15 protein-coding genes are annotated in these 17,998 nt (G+C 60.3%); 4 read left to right on the top strand and 11 right to left on the bottom strand.

Going from position 1 to position 17,998, the window contains the following annotated elements; translation table 11 throughout:
- Positions 1-56: 56 nt before the first annotated feature.
- Positions 57-1,436 (bottom strand): adenylosuccinate lyase, encoded by a 1,380-nt coding sequence (gene purB / locus BLL52_RS03645; RefSeq protein WP_075585364.1) that lies wholly within the window; start codon positions 1,434-1,436, stop codon positions 57-59.
- 108 nt (positions 1,437-1,544) lie between these two features.
- Between purB and BLL52_RS03640 the strand changes: the two genes are divergently transcribed.
- Positions 1,545-2,162 carry a glutathione S-transferase N-terminal domain-containing protein gene (locus BLL52_RS03640; RefSeq protein WP_075585577.1) on the top strand — a complete coding sequence of 206 codons (618 nt, stop codon included), beginning with the start codon at positions 1,545-1,547 and terminating at the stop codon, positions 2,160-2,162.
- A gap of 43 nt (positions 2,163-2,205) precedes the next feature.
- Here BLL52_RS03640 and BLL52_RS03635 read toward each other — a convergent pair whose 3' ends face one another.
- The 9 genes from BLL52_RS03635 to BLL52_RS03590 form a co-directional block, all read right to left on the bottom strand.
- The gene (locus BLL52_RS03635; RefSeq protein ID WP_075585363.1) at positions 2,206-2,676 is read right to left on the bottom strand and encodes a nuclear transport factor 2 family protein; all 471 of its coding nucleotides are present in this window, start codon (positions 2,674-2,676) and stop codon (positions 2,206-2,208) included.
- Positions 2,673-3,452 (bottom strand): SDR family NAD(P)-dependent oxidoreductase, encoded by a 780-nt coding sequence (locus BLL52_RS03630; protein ID WP_075585362.1) that lies wholly within the window; start codon positions 3,450-3,452, stop codon positions 2,673-2,675. Before BLL52_RS03630 ends, BLL52_RS03635 begins: the two co-directional genes overlap by 4 nt.
- A 75-nt stretch (positions 3,453-3,527) precedes the next feature.
- Positions 3,528-4,064: a DUF3833 domain-containing protein gene (locus BLL52_RS03625; protein ID WP_075585361.1), complete on the bottom strand. Its 537-nt coding sequence runs from the start codon at positions 4,062-4,064 to the stop codon at positions 3,528-3,530.
- On the bottom strand, positions 4,061-5,461 hold the full coding sequence (locus BLL52_RS21250) for an MFS transporter (RefSeq protein WP_241838986.1): 1,401 nt from the start codon (positions 5,459-5,461) through the stop codon (positions 4,061-4,063). The genes BLL52_RS03625 and BLL52_RS21250 overlap by 4 nt, the downstream gene beginning before the upstream one ends.
- A gap of 6 nt (positions 5,462-5,467) precedes the next feature.
- Positions 5,468-6,091 (bottom strand): chalcone isomerase family protein, encoded by a 624-nt coding sequence (locus BLL52_RS03610; protein WP_083633771.1) that lies wholly within the window; start codon positions 6,089-6,091, stop codon positions 5,468-5,470.
- A gap of 4 nt (positions 6,092-6,095) precedes the next feature.
- Positions 6,096-7,397, bottom strand: coding sequence for an SAM-dependent methyltransferase (locus BLL52_RS03605; protein WP_075585360.1), 1,302 nt, complete (start codon positions 7,395-7,397; stop codon positions 6,096-6,098).
- A gap of 11 nt (positions 7,398-7,408) precedes the next feature.
- Positions 7,409-8,197 (bottom strand): DUF1365 domain-containing protein, encoded by a 789-nt coding sequence (locus BLL52_RS03600; protein ID WP_075585359.1) that lies wholly within the window; start codon positions 8,195-8,197, stop codon positions 7,409-7,411.
- A 73-nt stretch (positions 8,198-8,270) separates the two neighbouring features.
- Positions 8,271-9,575: an NAD(P)/FAD-dependent oxidoreductase gene (locus BLL52_RS03595; RefSeq protein WP_075585358.1), complete on the bottom strand. Its 1,305-nt coding sequence runs from the start codon at positions 9,573-9,575 to the stop codon at positions 8,271-8,273.
- A gap of 272 nt (positions 9,576-9,847) precedes the next feature.
- Positions 9,848-11,080 carry an HD-GYP domain-containing protein gene (locus BLL52_RS03590; RefSeq protein ID WP_075585357.1) on the bottom strand — a complete coding sequence of 411 codons (1,233 nt, stop codon included), beginning with the start codon at positions 11,078-11,080 and terminating at the stop codon, positions 9,848-9,850.
- Between the two features lie 85 nt (positions 11,081-11,165).
- On the opposite strand from BLL52_RS03590, the gene BLL52_RS03585 reads away from it, so the two are divergent.
- The 3 genes from BLL52_RS03585 (at position 11,166) to BLL52_RS03575 (ending at position 17,500) form a co-directional block, all read left to right on the top strand.
- A complete protein-coding gene (locus BLL52_RS03585) occupies positions 11,166-11,699 on the top strand; it encodes an adenylyltransferase/cytidyltransferase family protein (RefSeq protein ID WP_075585575.1) in 534 nt (177 codons plus the stop codon).
- Between the two features lie 216 nt (positions 11,700-11,915).
- Positions 11,916-14,852, top strand: coding sequence for a chemotaxis protein CheB (locus BLL52_RS03580; RefSeq protein WP_075585356.1), 2,937 nt, complete (start codon positions 11,916-11,918; stop codon positions 14,850-14,852).
- Between the two features lie 8 nt (positions 14,853-14,860).
- The gene (locus BLL52_RS03575; RefSeq protein ID WP_075585355.1) at positions 14,861-17,500 is read left to right on the top strand and encodes a sensor domain-containing protein; all 2,640 of its coding nucleotides are present in this window, start codon (positions 14,861-14,863) and stop codon (positions 17,498-17,500) included.
- On the opposite strand, the gene BLL52_RS03570 is transcribed toward BLL52_RS03575, so the two are convergent.
- The gene (locus tag BLL52_RS03570; protein WP_075585354.1) at positions 17,501-17,965 is read right to left on the bottom strand and encodes a c-type cytochrome; all 465 of its coding nucleotides are present in this window, start codon (positions 17,963-17,965) and stop codon (positions 17,501-17,503) included.
- Between the last annotated feature and the right edge of the window lie 33 nt (positions 17,966-17,998).

Below are 17,998 nucleotides of genomic sequence, written 5' to 3'. Positions count from 1 at the left end.
AATTCATACAATCTGAAGAAGCGTTTTTCAGATTGTATGGATTTTCAGCAAGATACTCAAACCCGGCGCGCCAGCTCCGCAGCCAAGCCGGTGTAGCTGCCCGGCGTCATGGCCAGCAGGCGGGTTTTTTCAGCGTCGGGAATCGCCAGGCGGGCGATAAAGCCTTGCATCAGCTCGCGTGTCATTGGCGCGCCACGGGTGAATTCCTTGAGTTGCTCATACGGCTCAGGCAGGCCAAAGCGGCGCATCACCGTTTGAATCGGCTCGGCCAGCACTTCCCATGAGGTGTCCAGGTCTTTGGCAATGGCGGTTTCGTTGATTTCGAGCTTGCCCAGGCCGGTGGCCAGCGATTGGTAGGCCAGCACGGCATAACCCAGCGCCACACCCATATTGCGCAGCACAGTGCTGTCGGTCAGGTCGCGCTGAAAGCGCGAGATGGGTAATTTCTCGGAAAGATGGCGCAACACCGCGTTGGCCAGGCCCAAGTTGCCTTCGGCGTTTTCAAAATCGATCGGATTCACCTTGTGCGGCATGGTGCTGGAGCCGACTTCGCCTTTTTTGAGCTTTTGCTTGAAGTAGCCCAGGCTCACATAGCCCCACACATCGCGCGACCAGTCGATGAGGATGGTGTTGGTGCGCGCCACCGCGTCAAACAGCTCAGCCATGTAGTCGTGCGGCTCGATCTGGATGCTGTAGGGCTGAAACGTCAGGCCCAGGCCCAGCGGCTCAGGGGTTTCAATCACTTTTTTGCTGAAGGCTTCCCAGTCATGCTCGGGCCAGGCGGACAGGTGCGCGTTGTAGTTGCCCACGGCGCCGTTCATTTTGGCCATCAGTGGGATGCTGGCAATCTTCTCGCGCGCTGCACTTAAGCGCACCACTACGTTGGCCACTTCCTTGCCCACGGTGGTGGGGCTGGCGGTTTGGCCGTGGGTGCGGCTGAGCATGGGCACAGCGGCAAAGGTGTGCGCCATGTCGCGCAATTTGCTGATGATGATGTCGAGCGCGGGCAGCAGCACCGCGTCGCGGCCGGTTTTGAGCTGCAAGGCATGGCTGGTGTTGTTGATGTCTTCGCTGGTGCAGCCAAAGTGCACAAACTCTTGTGCGGCCAGCAGTTCCGGGCGCGCTTCAAACCGGCCCTTGAGCCAGTATTCGACCGCTTTCACGTCATGGTTGGTGGTTTTTTCGATCTCCTTGATGGCCAGGCCATCGGCCAGCGAGAAGTTTTTGACCAGGCCCAGCAGATAGGTGCGGGCACCGGGCGACAGCGGTTTGAATTCGGCAAAGCCACAGTCGCTCAGGGCGATAAACCAGGCGACTTCAACCTGCACCCGGCGGTGCATGTAGCCCAACTCACTCATGGCGGGGCGCAGTTTGGCAAGTTTGGCGGCGTAGCGGCCGTCCAGCGGCGAGAGAGCGGAGATGGCAGAAGTACTCATGCGCAAGATTGTAGGGTGGGTCAGACGTTTGCTGGGCTGTCAGCCCAGGGCAATGTCGGTGGCTAGAATGCCACGAAACTACAGACTGGACTGCGCCTCAACATGCCCATGAAACTTATCGGATCGAACACCAGCCCCTACGTTCGCAAGGTGCGGGTGGTTATGGCCGAGAAAAAGCTCGAGCACGAGTATGTGCTGGAAGACGTGTGGTCTGCCACCACTACGATTGCACAGTACAACCCGCTGGGCATGGTGCCTTGTCTGATCATGGAAAACGGCGATGCCATTTCAGACTCGCGGGTGATCGTGGAGTACTTTGACACGCTGTCGCCGGTGGGCAAACTGCTGCCCGCCGTCGGGCGCGAGCGCGCCGAGGTGAAAAACTGGGAGGCGCTGGCCGATGGCCTGCTGGATGCGGCCATTGCGGCGCGCATGGAAGCCACCTGGAGCGGCCGCGAAGAGTCCCAGCGCAGCCAGTCCTGGATTGACCGGCAACTGGTGAAAGTGCATGCTGCCTTGCAGGCCATGAGCAGCGGCCTGGGGGACAAGCCGTATTACATGGGCACGTATCTGGGGCTGGCCGACATTGCGGTGGGCGTGGCGCTGGGTTACCTGGATTTCCGCTTTGCCGACATCAATTGGCGCGAAACGCACCCGAATCTGCACCGGCTGTATGACAAGTTGATGCTGCGGCCCAGCTTTGCTGATACCCAACCTTTCGGATGACCGATGCCGATCAGGTACCGGGCAAATGGCGACCAAATGCAGTTCACTGGCTGGCTCGGCGTTTCAGCCAACGCATCAGGCCGCCCACCACCGGTAACTTTTCGTAGAGTTCTTCGGCAGCATCCCAATAGTCGCGGTGCAGGGTGATCAGCCCGGCCTCATTCAGAAACAGGTGCGTGGCACCCAAAATGGTTTGGGTCTGGCTGGTTTTGAAGCCTTTGAAGCCAAATCTGAGTTCCCAGGTCAGAAAACACTGCTGGCCTTGCAGCACCTGCTGCGTCACCACAAAATGCGGCTGCGTTAACTGCACAAACATGTGGGCAAAGATGTGCCCAATGGCGGGAATGCCCACCACCTCGTTAAACGGGTCTTTAAAGCGCGCCTTTGGGTCATAAAACTCGCCCAGACGGCTGATGTTTTGTGGCGTGATGGTTTCAAAAAGCTGCACCATGCGGGCTATTTGCGCGCTGTGGTCGGGGGCTTGGTCGGGGCTTTGAGGCGTTTCAGCGGTCATTGGGTGGCCTTTTGAACCAGTTTGAAATAGACGCGGTAGGGCAATAGACGCATGATTTTCAGCCAGCCCGTGAAGCGTTTTGGGAAATGGATTTCAAACCGGCCTTTGGCCCAGCCTTGCACAATGGCTTGCGCTGCCTGGTCGGGGGTGAGCAACGCGGGCATTTTGAAGTCGTTTTGCGCAGTCAGCGGGGTTTCGACAAAGCCGGGGTTGATGATCGACACGCCCAGTCCTTCGCTGTGCAGGTCAAGGTACAGCGCCTCGGCCAGGTTGATCAGCGCGGCTTTGGTGGGGCCGTAAGCCAGGCTGTTGGGCAGGCCGCGAAAGCCCGCGACGCTGCCGACCAGGCTTAAGTGGCCTTCGCCTCGGGCGCGCAAGGCGGGCAGCACCGCGTCCAGCAGGTACAGTGCGCCCAGGTAATTAACCTCGCAATGGCGCTTCATCTGCGCCACATCCAGCGCATCGGCGCGCATGGGTTCGTAGTGACCAGCGCAGTACATCACCATGTCCAACGGGCCTTGGGTGAGCAAAATTTTGGCGGCCTGATGCACCGCTGCGCTGTCGGTGGCGTCCAGCGGCAACGCTTGGCACAGCGGGTTGTTTTCTGCCAGGGTTTGTAGCGCGGTGGCGTTGCGGGCCGATACCACCACGCGTGCGCCTTGCGCCAGCAGGGCGCGTGCGGTGGCGGCACCAATGCCGCTGGAGGCGCCCACAATCCACACGGTTTTGCCGTGCCAGTGTTTAAGCGGCGGGTTTAAGGGGCTGAAAAATGACATGAAAGACTTTTAATTTAATAGCTGTTAGCGCTTTATCCATAAGGGCTAGAGGCTATTTTCTTATATAAAAAAGGGCTAGATTCGCTTGGTGAAGGACAGTGTCACCTCACCGAGCTTGAAGCCAAACTTGCTCATGCCGGCTTTGTTGAGCATCACCGTGTCGGTCATCAGGTACATCCAGTCGTCAAACTGCACCTCGTAGACCTTGCCGTCCACCGGCAACGACATCGTGTAGGTCCAGTGAAAAGCGTTGCCCCGCGTCTGGCCGGTGGCCTCGCCCACCACGTCATCGGCGCGGCCGGTGTAGCGGCCATCGGGCAACTGGGTCAGGCGCCAGATGCGCTTTTGCGTGGTGCCGTCGGAGTAAGTAAAGGATTCGTCCAGCACACCTTCGTTGCCGTTCCAGGTGCAGACCATCAGCACGGTAAAGCGCTTGACCACCGCGCCAGAGCGGTCGGTGAAGATGCCATAAGCATCGAGTGTGCCGTTGAAATAGGTGCGCAAATCCAGCGTGGGTTTCTGGTTGGCGTAGCTGTCGATGTCTTGCGAGGCGCAGCCGGTCAAAGCCAGGCCTGCGGCAGCGCTTGCGGACAAGAGAAGTCGTCTTTTCATGGTTTCTTTCGGATGATGAGGAAGTAAAGCAGCGCGGCTGCCAGCGTTTTTAGCGCACAGGGCAGCAGGCAATAAGCGAAGGTGAGGGTTTGCAAGGCCTGCGGGTCAGTCGTGCCGGGGGTGTAGCCCAGCAGGCCCAGGGCCGGCAGGGCCACACCGGCGGCCAGTGCCAGATTGAGCTTGGTGGCAAATGCCCACCAGCCAAAGTAGGCGCCCTCAGACTGCTGCTGGTCACCGTGATGCTGAATCACACCGGCCAACAGGGCCGCGGGCAGCGCCAGATCGGTGCCAAGCGCGGCGCCAGACAGCGCGCAGACGATGACAAACTCGGTCACATCCCCCGCGCCCAGCCGCGCCGCAAAGGCAAACACCAACACCGAGAGCACCATGCCCAGCAGCCAAGTGCGCGCCAGCCCGAAGCGCGCCACCAGCTTGAGCCACAGCGGGATGCTCAGTGCCGCGCAGACAAAGTAGGCGCCCAGAAACAGCGGCTCGGCACTCGGCGGGGCTTTTAGCCGGTCTTGCACAAAAAACAGCAGCAGCGTGGCCGGGATGGCGCTGGCAATGCCGTTGACCATGAAAACGGCCATCAGCTGCCGAAACCGGGTGCGCTGCCAGGGCAGCCACACCGAGGCCGCGCCGTAGCCAGCGTCCAGAGACTGCGCAGACGAGCCCGCCACTGCCGTCCCGGTGATTCTTCCCTCTCCCTCCGGGAGAGGGCTAGGGTGAGGGCGCGGGGAAGAGCCAGGACCAGGACCAACCCCCCGCTCCCCCTTCACCCCCACCGGCACAGGCCCGCTGCGCCAAGCCAGCCAGCCAGCCACACTTGCTATGACAAGTAGAGCTACTGTCGCAGGCAGCCCAAGGGCTACAGGCGTAATGGATGCAATGATCACGCCCACCAGCCCCAACCCCTCACGCCATGCCACCACCCGGCTGCGGTACAGCGCATCACCACCCAGCCGCGCCCCCCAGGCCTGGTGCAGGATGGTCAACGCGCTGAACGCGGTGGTGGTTAGCAGTAGCGTGGCCGCCAGCCAGAGCATCACTTGCGTTGTGTCGGCCTGCAGCGCCAGTGGTGGGAAAAACAGCAGGCCAAAGCCGATGCACAGCAGCAGCGCAGCCAGAGCGGCCCAGCGCAGCACCGTGGCTGGCGCCTGCTCTGTGGTGCGGCTGCGCTGGTGCAAGTTGTCCGCCCAGCGGCCAAGCAGCGGGTCAATCACCGCGTCAAACAGCCGTGCTGCGACCAGCACCGCACCCAGCGTGGCCAGCGACAACCCAAAACTGCGCGCATAGTGATTCGGCAGGAGCACATACAGCGGCAGCGCCACAAATGCCAGCGGCAAGCCCATCAGGCCGTAACGCCAGCCCTGCTGCCAAGTCAAAGCCGGGTTCATGCTGGTTTAAGCGGGCGCTGCGGCCAGCAGGGCCACACGCAGGTCGGGGTGGCTGGTGGTGGTATCTAACCAGATGCCAAAAAACCGGTGGCTGAACACCGGGTCAGCCACCTCGCCTAGGCTGCGGCCATTGAGAAAGAAACGCGCGCCCTGCTCGGGAAGGTGCACACCGGTCAGGCGGTCGTTGGCTGCCACGTCCACAAACAGCGTTTGCATGGCAGACAGCCAGTCGGCTTGCTGCGCGGCGTTTAGGGTTGTCTGGCGCTGCATTTCATCCAGCGAGCGCTCGGCCAGGGTCTGCCCAGAGACGCGGCGCTGGTAGGTCAGGCTCAAAGCCAGGGGGAACTGGCCATAGTCCCGCGCGCGAAAACCGGCACCCACCCAGAGTTGCGCCTGGTAGATGGCCATGCCAAAAAACCGCAGCTGTGCGCTGCCCGACCAACTGGCTTGCGGCAAATTGGCTGCAACTTCCGGCCAGAGCGCAGGCGCTTTAAAAGGTGTGGCCAGGTTGGAAGCCTGGGCTGGCACGCCGCTCAGCAGCAACAGCGGCGCAGCCAGCACGCTGCGGCGGGTGATTCTGGACGAGGAGCTAAGCGTGGTGCCGTCAGTGGTCTGGCAGGCGGTGTGCATGGTCTTAACCGCGTTTTTGCAGCGTGTACTGCACCACGTCGATGTTGTTTTCCATGAACGCGGCCTCGCAGTAGGCCAGGTAAAACTCCCAGATGTGCATGAAGCGCGCATCGAACCCGCCAGCCAGCACTTGCTCCCGGTGGGTCAAAAAGGCATCACGCCAGCGTTTCAGGGTTTCGCCGTAGTCGTGGCCAAAGGCGTATTCGTCCACCACCTCCAGGCCAGCCGCTGCGGCTTGCGCACGGAACTCGCGCGGGCATGGCAGGCAGCCGCCGGGAAAGATGTACTGCTGGATGAAGTCGGTGGAGTTCACATAGCGGTCAAACAGCGCGTCGTTTATCACAATGCTTTGCACGCAGGCGCGAGCGCCGGGCTTGAGCAGTTTGGCCACGCTGGCAAAGTAGGTGGGCCAGTATTCACGGCCTACCGCTTCGACCATCTCGATAGAGCAGATGGCGTCAAACGGCTCGTCTTTGATGTCGCGGTAGTCCTGCAGGCGCAGGTCATAGGTGGGCCAGGCGCTGGCACCCGCCTGCCGAGCCAGCGCGTTCTGGGGTGCGGTCACGCCGCTGGCCGGCAGAATGCCAAGACGCGCCATACGCTCCTTGGCAAACACCAGCTGCTCGGTGCTCAGCGTCACACCAGTGATGTGGGCGCCAAACTCGGTGGTGGCTTTTTCGGCCAACGCGCCCCAGCCACAGCCAATTTCCAGCACCCGGTCACCAGCCTTGACGCCCGCCATGCTCAGGGCGCGGCGCACTTTGGCGTGTTGGGCTTGCACCATGGGCTGGGTCAGGTCGCCGTTAAAAATGGCGGCCGAGTAGTTCATGGTCTCGTCCAGCCAGAGCTTGTAAAACGCATTGCCCAAGTCGTAATGGGCGTGGATGTTTTTCTTGCTGTTGGCGCGTGAGTTGCGGTGCAGCAGGTGCTTGACGCGGTACAGCAACCGACCCGCCCAAGTGCCGTAGATCACGCCTTCTACCTCGGTGCGGTTTTTCACCAGCACGCGCAGCAGCTCTGTCAGATTCGGGGTGCTCCAGTCACCGGCGATAAAGCTCTCCGCAAAACCGATGTCACCCGATTTGAGCGCAGCGCTGAACGGCGTCCAGTTGTGCAGTACCAGCGTGGCGTGCGGCAGGTTCTGCTGGCCTAAGCGCTGCATGCTGCCGTCTGGCAGCTGCACGGTGAGGCTGCCGTGCTTGAGTTTTTGCAGCAGCTTGAGTACGGTGCGTGCCGACCTGGGGCAGATTTGCGGCAGGCTGAAGGCGTCGGCGGTGTTGGCGGTGCTGGTTCGGGTGGTGTTCATGGCGGAGGTCCTCAGCGGGTGGTGAAGGTGACAGGCGGTGGGGGCTTGCGAAAGAACGGTACTTTTTTGAAAAACAGCTTGAGCGCGTGCCAGTGGATGCGAAAGGCCACGCCAAAGGTCATCATCGGGTAGCCCAGCAAGGCGCGTCGGGCAGATTGGGCGGTGAGCGGCTCCATGGCGCCGCCCACGCTGGTCTCAATCAGCGGGCCAGTAGCATCGTCAAAGTCGATGCGTGCCACGGTGCGTTTGAAATCCGGCGTGATCATGAAGCGAAAACGGTAGCTGCCTTCCACCGGGCAAAACGGCGAGACGTGAAACACCTTGGCAGCGCTCAGCTCTTGTCCGAGCTTCGGCGCGTCCAGCAGGTAGCAATGCCGCTCGCCAAAGGTGTTGTTGACCTCGGCGACGATGGCGCGCAGATAGCCGTCCGGGCGGTGGCAGTACCAAAAGCTCACCGGCTTGAAGGTAAAGCCCAGCACGCGCGGGTAGGCGTGTAACCAGACTTCGCCAGTGGCATCCCGAATGCCTTCGCCGGCCAGCAACTCGTCTAACCAGGCCAGTGCGCCGCCTTGTTCCGCGCCACGGCCGTCGCCATGGTCGGCGTCATAAAAGCTCAGCGGTGCCCAGCGGTTGCGCGCCAGCAGCCCCGGGCCGTTGGCCTGCAGGCTACGCATGGGCAGCATCAAAAAATAGGTGGGGTAATGAAAGTCGTGGCGCACCGGCTTCAAGCGCGTGTGGCGCACCTCGCCAAAACCGATCAAGGGCGCGGCAGCGGGGGAGGCGGCTGCGGCTGCATTCATGCCGGACACCTCGGCCGGCTATCAAAAATAATAGCTGCTTGCGCTTTATACATAGGGGCTAGAGGCCAATTTTTCATATATTTAAGAGGGGTTCCAGGCGCTGCGCCACAGCCAGCCCGGCCTTCAGCCCGTCTTCATGAAAGCCGTAACCCATCCACGCGCCGCAGAAATAAGTGTTTTGCTGGCCCTGCAGCGCTGGTATGTCGGCTTGCGCGCGGATGGCGGCCAGGTCGAACACCGGGTGCGCGTACGCAAACTCGCCGTGAATGGTGCTTGGCTCAATCTCGTGCAGCGGATTCAGCGACACCACCACCGGCTGGGTAAACGGCAGCGGCTGCAACTGGTTCAGCAGGTAGTGCAGGCAGACGCGTGCATCGGTCTTGATGGCGCGCTGGGTGGTGTTTTGCGCGGCGGCACGTTCAAAATTCCAGGCCGCCCAGGCGAGCTTGCGCTGCGGCAGCACCGAGGTGTCGGTATGCAACACCGCGCGATTCGGCTGGTAGCGAATGGCACCCAGTGTGGCCTGCTCGGCCCGACTTGGCTGGGCCAGCATGGCCAGCGCCTGGTCTGAGTGGCAGGCTAGCACCACTTTGTCAAAACGCTCGGTCTGGCCGTTGGAGGTGATGCTCACACCGTCGGCATCGCGCTCAATACGCTGCACCGGTGCGTTCAGGCGCTTGTCGGCCACCTGCGCGACGATTTTGTCGACGTAATGCCGCGCGCCGCCTTTCACTGTCCACCACTGCGGGCGGTTGCTCACCTGGATCAGCCCGTGGTTGTGGCAAAAACGGATCATCGTCGCCACCGGAAACTTCAACATCTGGTCGGTCGGGCAACTCCAGATGCAGCCCAGCATGGGTAGCAAATACCAGTCGCGAAACTCTGGTGTGAACTGTTCCTGGCGCAAAAAATCTTCCAGCGGCTGCATCAGTTCTTCATCAGCCCCCTGCACGGCCAGCTCGGTGGCCAGCCTGTTAAAGCGCAACAGATCGCGCAGCATGCCCCAAAAGCGCGGGTTGACCAGATTGGCACGTTGCGCAAACACGCTGTTGAGCGAGGTGCCGCTCCACTCCAGTGGCGCACGGCCCGGCTGGCCTGGCACTTGCACAGAAAACGACATGTCAGACTTGGCGGTTTCTACCTGCAGCTCGGCAAACAGCGCGATCAGGTTCGGGTAGGTGCGCTCGTTGAACACCAGAAAACCGGTGTCCACACCATAGGTCAGCGGGCCTTGCGGCGTGGGCAGGGTGAGGTCCACCGTGTGGGTATGGCCGCCGAAGTAACTACCGGCTTCAAAAAGGGTGAGGTCGGCGCGGCCTCTGAGCTTGTTTGCTGCGGCCAGGCCGGATATGCCGGAGCCTACGATGGCGATTTTCATGGGGAAATAGAGGGGTAAACGTTAACGTAGTTTTGTGACTGGATGGTAATTTAACACATAGACAGTTTGCGCCACCGCTTCGGGGGCTCTTTGTGCTGCGCAATTGCTGTCTGCCCAACGTTTGGGTCGCGCTTGGGCAGCTTTTCGGTAGTGTTTGGCCCATCAAATAAGATTTTCAAAGTACCGATGGGGTGCATTGATAAGTGGCCAGCCGAATCGGTGGCAGCAGGCACAACGTGGCGCAGATGCCGCAGTGGGATGTGCGCTACGCGTCACCAGGGCTCGGTGGCCGCCTGGCGGGTCAAGCCCATCAGCTTGTCTAGCGTGTGGGTGACCTTGACATCGCGACAAGGCACGCTGGCGATGATGCGGTAGTCGGCCAAGCTGGTGTCGCGCACGCTCGGCTCGCCGGTGGGCATGCCTTGGCGGTTGACCAGCACCGCCACCTTGGGCGTGGTGGTGTTGAGGCCGCGCTTGATGACCACCGCAATTTCCTGCGAGGCCAGCTTGACATAGGTGCCGGGTGAATAAATGCCCACCGCCTTGATCAACGCAGCACCTGCCTCGTCAATTTGTTTGTTCTCATCAAAATAACACGATTGCATGGCGGCACCGGGGGGCTCCGGCGCACGCGAGATGCGGGGCGACAGCCGTGCAGCAAACAGGTCGGCGCGCTGAATGAGTCGCGCTAGGCGCTGCCCGATGCTGCGCCCAACCAACGGGCCAGGGGTTTTGGCGCCGTGGTTCAGCACCGCTTCGAGCCACAACCTATCGGACACACCCATCTGCTGCAGCAGGTCCACCGAGCGCGGGGAATGGGTCTGGATGCGCTGCAATTGCGCCGGTGTGGGCGGCTCTTTTTGCATGACCAGGCGGTCTTGCAGCTCGGTCATGCTGATGTTCATGGTCAATACGGCACTGCTCAGGGCTTTTAACTGCGCCTGGGGCCACTTCAGTACATCGCGAGCTGCTAGGCTGCAGATCACGTTGACCAGCATGGCGTGGGTGGCGCTGTATTGGCGCATCTCGCTGCCCGCCAGATGGATCAGGGCGAACAGCGTGCCGTCCGGGTTGCGTCGGGTGTGGCGCTCCAGCTCGGCTTGCAGGCGCTCCAGTCGTGGCAAAAATGTTTCGCCGTGGGTGTCGCGCAGCATCGCGTGGGCTTGCGTTTGCAGGTCGAGCCAGTCAGGCAAGTCGTTGTTGGCCTCGACTTCTTTGGGACGTTTTGCGTCGTACGCGGATATCTGCACCTCGGCAATCTGGCCCAGCGATTTGTCTGCCATCACCAGATTGTTCAGCCGGTTCACATAACCACGGCGAAAACTGTCGGACTGGTCCGCGTCAATGTAAATCTGGTCGCGTCGGCCCACCATGTTCTGCAGGTCTTGGCGGCTCGACACCATGAAGCCTTGGTTGGCCAGCAACACGCCACTTTGGTCGCGCAAGGCACAGGGCAAGGGCAGGCCCACTAGGATGGAATCGACGCTGACAGGAACCAGGTTCATAGAGGCTCAAATGAGTTACAGCGTCAAACGCGACACCGTGGCCCGCTAGGATAAACCCAGGCCAGCGCCTGATAGCATGCAATACATGCCACAACCCCATGCTGTTTCTGCTTTTGCAGCCACTGGCGCTGCTGCAAAGCTCGTTGCCCTGACCGACAAACTCTGCACGCCCGAGCAGCTGACTCTGCGGCTGGGCGCGCTGCCACGCCCGCTGGTGTTTACCAACGGTGTGTTTGACGTGCTGCACCGCGGCCATGTGATGTACCTAGAGCAAGCGCGTGCGCTGGGTGCCAGTTTGGTTGTGGCGCTCAACACAGATGCGTCGGCCAAACGTCTGGGCAAGGGGCCAGACCGCCCGCTGAACAACGAGGTGGACCGCGCCTGTGTAATTGCCGCGCTGGCCAGCAGTTCGCTGGTCACCTGGTTTGACGAAGACACCCCGCTGGAACTGATCGGCTTGGTGCGCCCGGACCTACTGGTCAAAGGGGGCGATTACGACATGACCAAGCTGTCAGAAACAACCCTGGTTCAGTCCTGGGGCGGGCACGCCCGGGCCTTGCCGTTTGTGCAGGGTTACTCCACCACGGCCTTGGTCAACAAGATCAAAAATTTAAGTTAAATAGGCCTCTAGCCCTTATCAATCAAGCGGTAGTAGCTCTCTTTAGTAGAGCATTTCTTTCGCGCCCTCCAGCGTTTGCTGCGTGGATTTATTGACCTGCGTCATGGCCGACAAAAGGGCTTGGAGAAGTCGTCCAGCAAGGGGATAATTTAGCCCTCACATGTGTCAGTTCGCCGTGACATATGGATGTCGTTGGCTGGTTTTAGAAAGTAGCATATGACGAACATAAATAGTTCGGACTCTGGTGACGCGCTGAGTGCGCCAGACACTGGTCCTCATATTGTGGCCATCGGCGCCTCCGCCGGTGGGCTGGAGGCGCTGGAGAAGCTCTTTGATGGCCTGTCCTGCGACTCGGGTGCCACGTTTGTGGTCATTCAGCATTTGTCGCCCGATCACAAAAGCATGATGGCCAACCTGCTGTCGCGCCACACCCAGATGCCGGTGGTGATGGTCGAGCAAGACATGCCCATCGAGCCCGACCGCATTTACCTGATTCCGCCAGGCTCCATCATGCACATGGGTGACGGCGTGCTGAGCCTGACGCCCAAAAACCCGCGCACCCTGACCCTGCCGATTGATGTGTTTTTCAAGTCAATGGCGGCGCATTACGGCTCGCGCTGCGTTGGCGTGGTGCTCTCGGGCACCGGCTCAGATGGCACGCGGGGTGCCGCCGCCATCAATGATGCCGGCGGTTTTTTGATTGCCCAGGAGCCCGAAAACGCCAAATTCGATGGCATGCCGCGCAGCGTGATTGCCACCGGGCTGGTGGATGCGATTTTGCCGGTGGAAAAAATTGGTGCCCGGCTGATTGCGCACATCACCAACCAGGCGATTGTCGAAGCGGCGGTGTCGCTGGACGAGCCGGTCCAGCGTGCCGCAGCGCTCAGCCCTGAGGCCGCCATGAACGGCATTTTGCGGCTGTTACTGCAGGTGGGCGGCATTGATTTTCAGGAGTACAAGGCCGGCACGGTGATGCGACGTATCGAGCGGCGCATGAATGTGCGCCAGGTCACCTCGCTGGAGGGGTATCTGGATTTGCTCAACGAGGAGCGCAACGAGGTGCTCACGCTGCGGCGCGAAATGCTGATCCCGGTGACTAGTTTTTTCCGCGATACCGAAGCGTTCGATATTTTGGGGCGCCAGATCATTGACCCGATGGTGGCGCGCAAGCAGGCGGGCGATTCCATTCGTGTCTGGGCGGCTGCGGTCTCTACTGGCGAAGAGGCTTACTCAATTGCCATGATGTTTCTGGAGGCGTTCGATCAGCTTAAGCATTGGCCGTCGCTGAAGATTTTTGCCACCGACGTGGAGCAGCAAAACATTGAGACCGCTGGCGCGGGAACCTATCCCGAATCGATTGCCGCCGAGGTCTCGCCGCAGCAGCTCGAGCGCTTTTTTGTCAAGAAGGGCAGCAATTTTGTCGTTAAAAATGAGTTACGCCAAAGCATTGTTTTTGCCCGGCACAACCTGCTGACCGACCCGCCCTTCACCCGCATGGACCTGGTGGTTTGCCGCAATGTGCTGATTTACTTTCGCGCGCAGGCGCAGGAGCGCGCCCTCAAACGCCTGCAGTACGCGCTGCTGCCGGGTGCCCATTTGTTTCTGGGTTCAAGCGAATCGCTGGCGGAACTGCAAAAAGATTTCACGCCGGTCAGTGCCAAGCACAAGATCTGGCAAATGATCAAACCACTGAGCATGCCGCTGGATGTGGTCAAGGGCTCAGGCTACGGCTATACAACCAGCGTACCCTTGCTCACCAGCCAGCTCAACCGTGGCACCCGGCTCAAATCGACGGCGGTGGACCAGGGTTTTGCCGCGCTGCTTAAGGCTTTCGGGCCACCGGCCGCCATTCTGGTTAACAGCCGGCATGAGTTGGTGCACTCTTATGGTGATGTGCGCAAGTTTTTGCAACTGCGTGAAGGCCATGCCAGCCTGGACATCCATCGCATCCTGCCGGACGCGTTGGTTCCGGTGGCGGTGGCGCTGCTGTTTAAGTCCGGGCGAGAAGGCATCAGCGTGAGTTCGGACCGGCTCAAGGTCACGACGCCAGATGCAGAGGTTGAGCACTTGCGTATGAGCGCCTGGCCGGTCGAAGAGTTTGAGGGTGAGCGGCTCACGCTGCTGGCCTTTGAGCGTCTGCAGGCGAACACGCCCACGGAATCCGCAGCCACTGTCGATATCGACTCGGAAACTGCCGAGCGCATGGAGGTGCTGGAGCGCGAACTCAGCGCCACCCGCGAGAGCCTGCAAGCCACGGTGGAAGAGCTGGAAACCTCCAACGAAGAGTTGCAGTCGACCAACGAGGAGCTGATGAGCTCCAACGAAGAACTGCAAAGCTCCAACGAAGAACTGCAGTCGGTCAACGAAGAGCTGAACACGGTGAATGCCGAGTACCAGGAAAAAATCGACATCCTGAACCGCCTCAACGCCGATCTGGACAACATGGCCCAAGCGGTGGCTGCGGGTACCGTGTTTGTTGATGAAAAGATGCATCTGACGCGCTTCTCGCCAGATGCCACGCATATCTTCAAGCTGCGTGACAGCGACCTCGGTCGTCCGCTGGACGATCTGGCGCACACGTTGATTTACCCGGACCTGATCGCCGACCTGTCACACACCCTGAAGGAAGGGGTGCGGGTAGAGAAAGAAATTCGTGGCATCAATGGTCTGCATTACTTTGTACGCATGCTGCCCTACAGCGTGCCGTCGTCACCGTCCAAGGGTGCGGTCATCACCTTCATGGATGTGACTGCGCTGCATGAGGTGTCGCGCCTGCAGCACATCATTGATTCGCTGTCGGAAAACATTGCCGTGCTCAACAGCCAGGGCGTGATCACCCTGGTCAACAGCGCCTGGCGCAACTTTGCCATGGACAACGGCGACGCCGACATGGTGCGCTCTGGTCCGGGGGTCAATTACCTGGACGTCTGTAGTGGCGCCTTCAACGCCACCGACAAATCTGTCAACCAGGCACAGCGCGGCGTGCGCGAGGTGATTGAAGGCACGCGCGCCAACTTTTCGATGGAGTATCCGTGTCACTCGCCCACTGAAGATCGCTGGTTTGTGATGCATGTCTCACCGGTGTCTGGCGAGCAACCTGGTGCGGTGGTCAGCCATGTCAACATCACCGAATGGCGCAAACTAAACAAGTAGGGTAAGACGTGAGTTCGCCGCAGCAAGAGTCAACCCAGAAGAAAACCGAGCGCCTGCAAGCGCTGAAAGAGCGTGCCCGAAAGGTGCTTGGACAGTACCAGGAGAGTGACACACTCAACCGCGCCGAGGCTGTAGAGGTCACCAGACTGTTGGAAGACCTGCGCATTTACCAAGTCGAGCTGGAACTGCAAAACGACGAGTTGCGCGCCGCACAGATGACCGCCGAGCAGGCGCAGCGCAGCTACAGCACCCTGTTTGACCAAATGCCCCTGCCCGCCTTGGTGCTTGATACCAAAGGCATGGTGGATGAGTCTAACGAGCTGGCCTCTGCCCTGCTGGGTGTCAGCGACGGTTTTGCCGGCGTTGATGGGCGCTTTTGGCGCCGCCTGAGCAAGCCGGACCGCGCGCGGGTGTATGTGGCGCTGCGTGATGTCATGCCGGGCCAGACGCAGGTGCTGGAGCGGGTGCAGCTGCTGACCAAGGACCCACCCACCCAGGTATTTGATGCCCATTTGATTGGTTTGTCGATCGACTACAAGCTCGACAGACGTATCTTGCTGCTGCTGGTGGACCGCAGTGTGGAGCAAGCGCGTGACAAAGAACAGCGGCTTTTTAACGCGCTGCTGGATGCAACAGACAATTTCATTTTCGCTACCGGAACCGACGGCCGCATGCTGCTGGCCAACCAGGCCGTGCTGAGTTTTATGCAGCGCGCGCGAGCGCAGGTGGTGGGGCAGCGGCGTGAGGATTTCATGTCGCTGCACGATGCCATTGTGCACAACGAGGCGGACCAAAAAGTGCTGCAAACGCGCCAGCCGATGATTGCCGAGCAGGTGATTCACATGCAGCCCGGCAACACCCCGGCAGACTTTCTGACGCATCGCTTCCCGTTGCTTGACGCCTCGGGGCAAGCCTATGGGGTGGGCGGGATTTCCACCAATGTGAGCGCGCTGAAAAATCACCAGCGGCAAATTTTGCTCAGTGAATCGGTGTTTATGAGCTCTGATGAAGGCATCATCATCACCGACCCCCAGGCCAGGATCATTCGTGTTAACCCGGCTTTTTCCCGCATGACAGGTTTCAGCCTCGAGACGGTGCTGGGTCAGAACACCCGCATCTTGAAATCTGGGCGGCACAGTGTTTCTTTTTATGAGGGGCTCTGGAAATCACTCCAGCAAAAACACCATTGGTCCGGCGAAATCAACAACCGCCGCGCCGACGGCTCATTGTTTACCGTCTGGTGCAACATCAACGCGGTGTGTGATGAGCATGGCCAGGTGTTGCATTACATCGGCCTGCAAAGCGATGTGACTGAACTGCACGAGGCCCAACTGGCGCTGCAGCGCCAGGCCTCTTATGACTCGCTCACCGGCCTGCCCAACCGGCATCTGTTCAATGATCGCATCGCTCAACTGGTGGCACATGCCGTGCGACAGCAAAGCGTTTTTTCGCTGCTGTTCATTGACCTGGACCATTTCAAGGAGGTCAACGACACGCTGGGGCACCTGGTGGGAGACATCTTGCTGCGCACCGTGTCTGAGCGTCTGCAGCAAGGCGTGCGCAACGAAGACACGGTGGCACGCATCGGTGGCGATGAGTTTGTGGTGCTGCTGCCGGGCACCAGCGGCGAGGGCGCAAAGTCGCTGGCGCATACCCTGCTGAACCGTCTGCGTGAGCCGGTCATGCTGGCCGGTGCCAGTTCTTACCGGCCCATGGCCAGCATGGGTTCAGCGGTTTACCCGCAAGACGGCCGTACCCCTGATGCCTTGCTGCGCAGTGCCGACATGGCCATGTACCGCGCCAAGCTAAGCGGGCGTAACCGCATGCTGAGCTACACCGCTGACATGGGCACCAGTACGGATCTGGCGTTCAACATCCAGACCGAGCTGGCGCACGGCCTGGTCGAGCAGCAATTCAGGGTTTATTTCCAGCCCAAATGCAGCCTGCTGACGGGTGAGTTGGTGGGTGCCGAGGCGCTGGTGCGCTGGGAGCGCCCCGGGCATGGACTGACTTTGCCCGGTCTGTTTATTGGCCTGGCAGAAAAATGCGGTCTGCTGACCGAGTTAGACCATTGGGTGATGCAGGATGCCCTGCGCCAGCTGGGTGAGTGGTGCCAGGCCGGTCTGTGGACGGCCCCGATGCGTCTATCCATCAACCAGAACGTGGCAGACCTGCAAAAGCCTGATTTGCTGGCGCAGATTAGCGGCCTGCTGCACAAAAATGCGTTGCAGGCCGATCTGCTGGAGCTGGAAATCACCGAGGACGCACTGCTGGAGCATACGCCCGAGCAGCTGGCGCGCCTGCAGGCCCTGCGGGATATGGGCGTGTCGGTGGCGATTGACGACTTTGGCACCGGCTACTCCAGCCTGTCTTACCTGCGACTGTTGCCGGTGTCGGTGATCAAGATTGACCGGAGCTTTGTCGCGAGCATGCTGACCGACGACAACGACGCGGTGCTGGTGCGCACCATCATCGACATGGCGCACGATCTGGGTCATAGTTTGGTGGCCGAAGGCATTGAGACACTACCGCAACGCGAGCGCTTGGCAGCGCTGGGTGCCGAGGTAGGCCAAGGTTACCTGTTTGGTTACCCGGTCAGCGCGCAGGAGTTTGCGGTCCGCTGGCTGCCCTGCGCGCCCGCGCCTTGATCAACGCTCGTTGCGGAACTGGTCGTGGCAACTCTTGCAGCTTTTTTGCACCGCGTCCACCGCAGCGCTGATGGCTGGCATGTCTGCACTGCCTGAGACCTCTACCAAGGTGTCAACCGTCGCCAAGTAATTGTTAGTGGCCTGTTTGAACTCGGCTGGCTGACTCCAGACCTCTGGTTTGGCCTTGGTCGGCGGGTAGTTGCCGTCGGCAGTGAAAAACACCCAGGGTTGGCTGGAGAGGTCTTTGAGTTCCTGCGCGCCAACAACGAATTCGCCCCTGACGTAATCCTTGTGGCCACGCGCCACCATCCCCAGCGGCTCCAGCGCTTTGGTCATTTTTTTGAAGATGGCCTGGCGTTGGCTGACCAGCTGTTGCGGGTGCGTGTCTTTGACGTTGTCACTGCAGCCGCCCAGCAAAACACTGCAGGCAAGCAAAGACAGGACGAGGGGCGCGGGTTTAAACATGGATAAAAGTTTGGAAAGGGAACAAGTACTGGA

It is taken from the genome of Rhodoferax antarcticus ANT.BR, assembly GCF_001938565.1.
GTDB lineage: Bacteria > Pseudomonadota > Gammaproteobacteria > Burkholderiales > Burkholderiaceae_C > Rhodoferax > Rhodoferax antarcticus.
This window is presented reverse-complemented; position numbering and strand designations above follow the sequence as displayed.

Coding starts and splice junctions, on each gene's coding strand:
- BLL52_RS03600 (WP_075585359.1), bottom strand. CDS start 8,197: ATGAATGCAGCCGCAGCCGCCTCCCCCGCTGCCGCGCCCTTGATCGGT.
- BLL52_RS03610 (WP_083633771.1), bottom strand. CDS start 6,091: ATGCACACCGCCTGCCAGACCACTGACGGCACCACGCTTAGCTCCTCG.
- BLL52_RS03595 (WP_075585358.1), bottom strand. CDS start 9,575: ATGAAAATCGCCATCGTAGGCTCCGGCATATCCGGCCTGGCCGCAGCA.
- BLL52_RS03625 (WP_075585361.1), bottom strand. CDS start 4,064: ATGAAAAGACGACTTCTCTTGTCCGCAAGCGCTGCCGCAGGCCTGGCT.
- purB (WP_075585364.1), bottom strand. CDS start 1,436: ATGAGTACTTCTGCCATCTCCGCTCTCTCGCCGCTGGACGGCCGCTAC.
- BLL52_RS03590 (WP_075585357.1), bottom strand. CDS start 11,080: ATGAACCTGGTTCCTGTCAGCGTCGATTCCATCCTAGTGGGCCTGCCC.
- BLL52_RS03605 (WP_075585360.1), bottom strand. CDS start 7,397: ATGAACACCACCCGAACCAGCACCGCCAACACCGCCGACGCCTTCAGC.
- BLL52_RS21250 (WP_241838986.1), bottom strand. CDS start 5,461: ATGAACCCGGCTTTGACTTGGCAGCAGGGCTGGCGTTACGGCCTGATG.
- BLL52_RS03585 (WP_075585575.1), top strand. CDS start 11,166: ATGCCACAACCCCATGCTGTTTCTGCTTTTGCAGCCACTGGCGCTGCT.
- BLL52_RS03640 (WP_075585577.1), top strand. CDS start 1,545: ATGAAACTTATCGGATCGAACACCAGCCCCTACGTTCGCAAGGTGCGG.
- BLL52_RS03580 (WP_075585356.1), top strand. CDS start 11,916: ATGACGAACATAAATAGTTCGGACTCTGGTGACGCGCTGAGTGCGCCA.
- BLL52_RS03635 (WP_075585363.1), bottom strand. CDS start 2,676: ATGACCGCTGAAACGCCTCAAAGCCCCGACCAAGCCCCCGACCACAGC.
- BLL52_RS03630 (WP_075585362.1), bottom strand. CDS start 3,452: ATGTCATTTTTCAGCCCCTTAAACCCGCCGCTTAAACACTGGCACGGC.
- BLL52_RS03570 (WP_075585354.1), bottom strand. CDS start 17,965: ATGTTTAAACCCGCGCCCCTCGTCCTGTCTTTGCTTGCCTGCAGTGTT.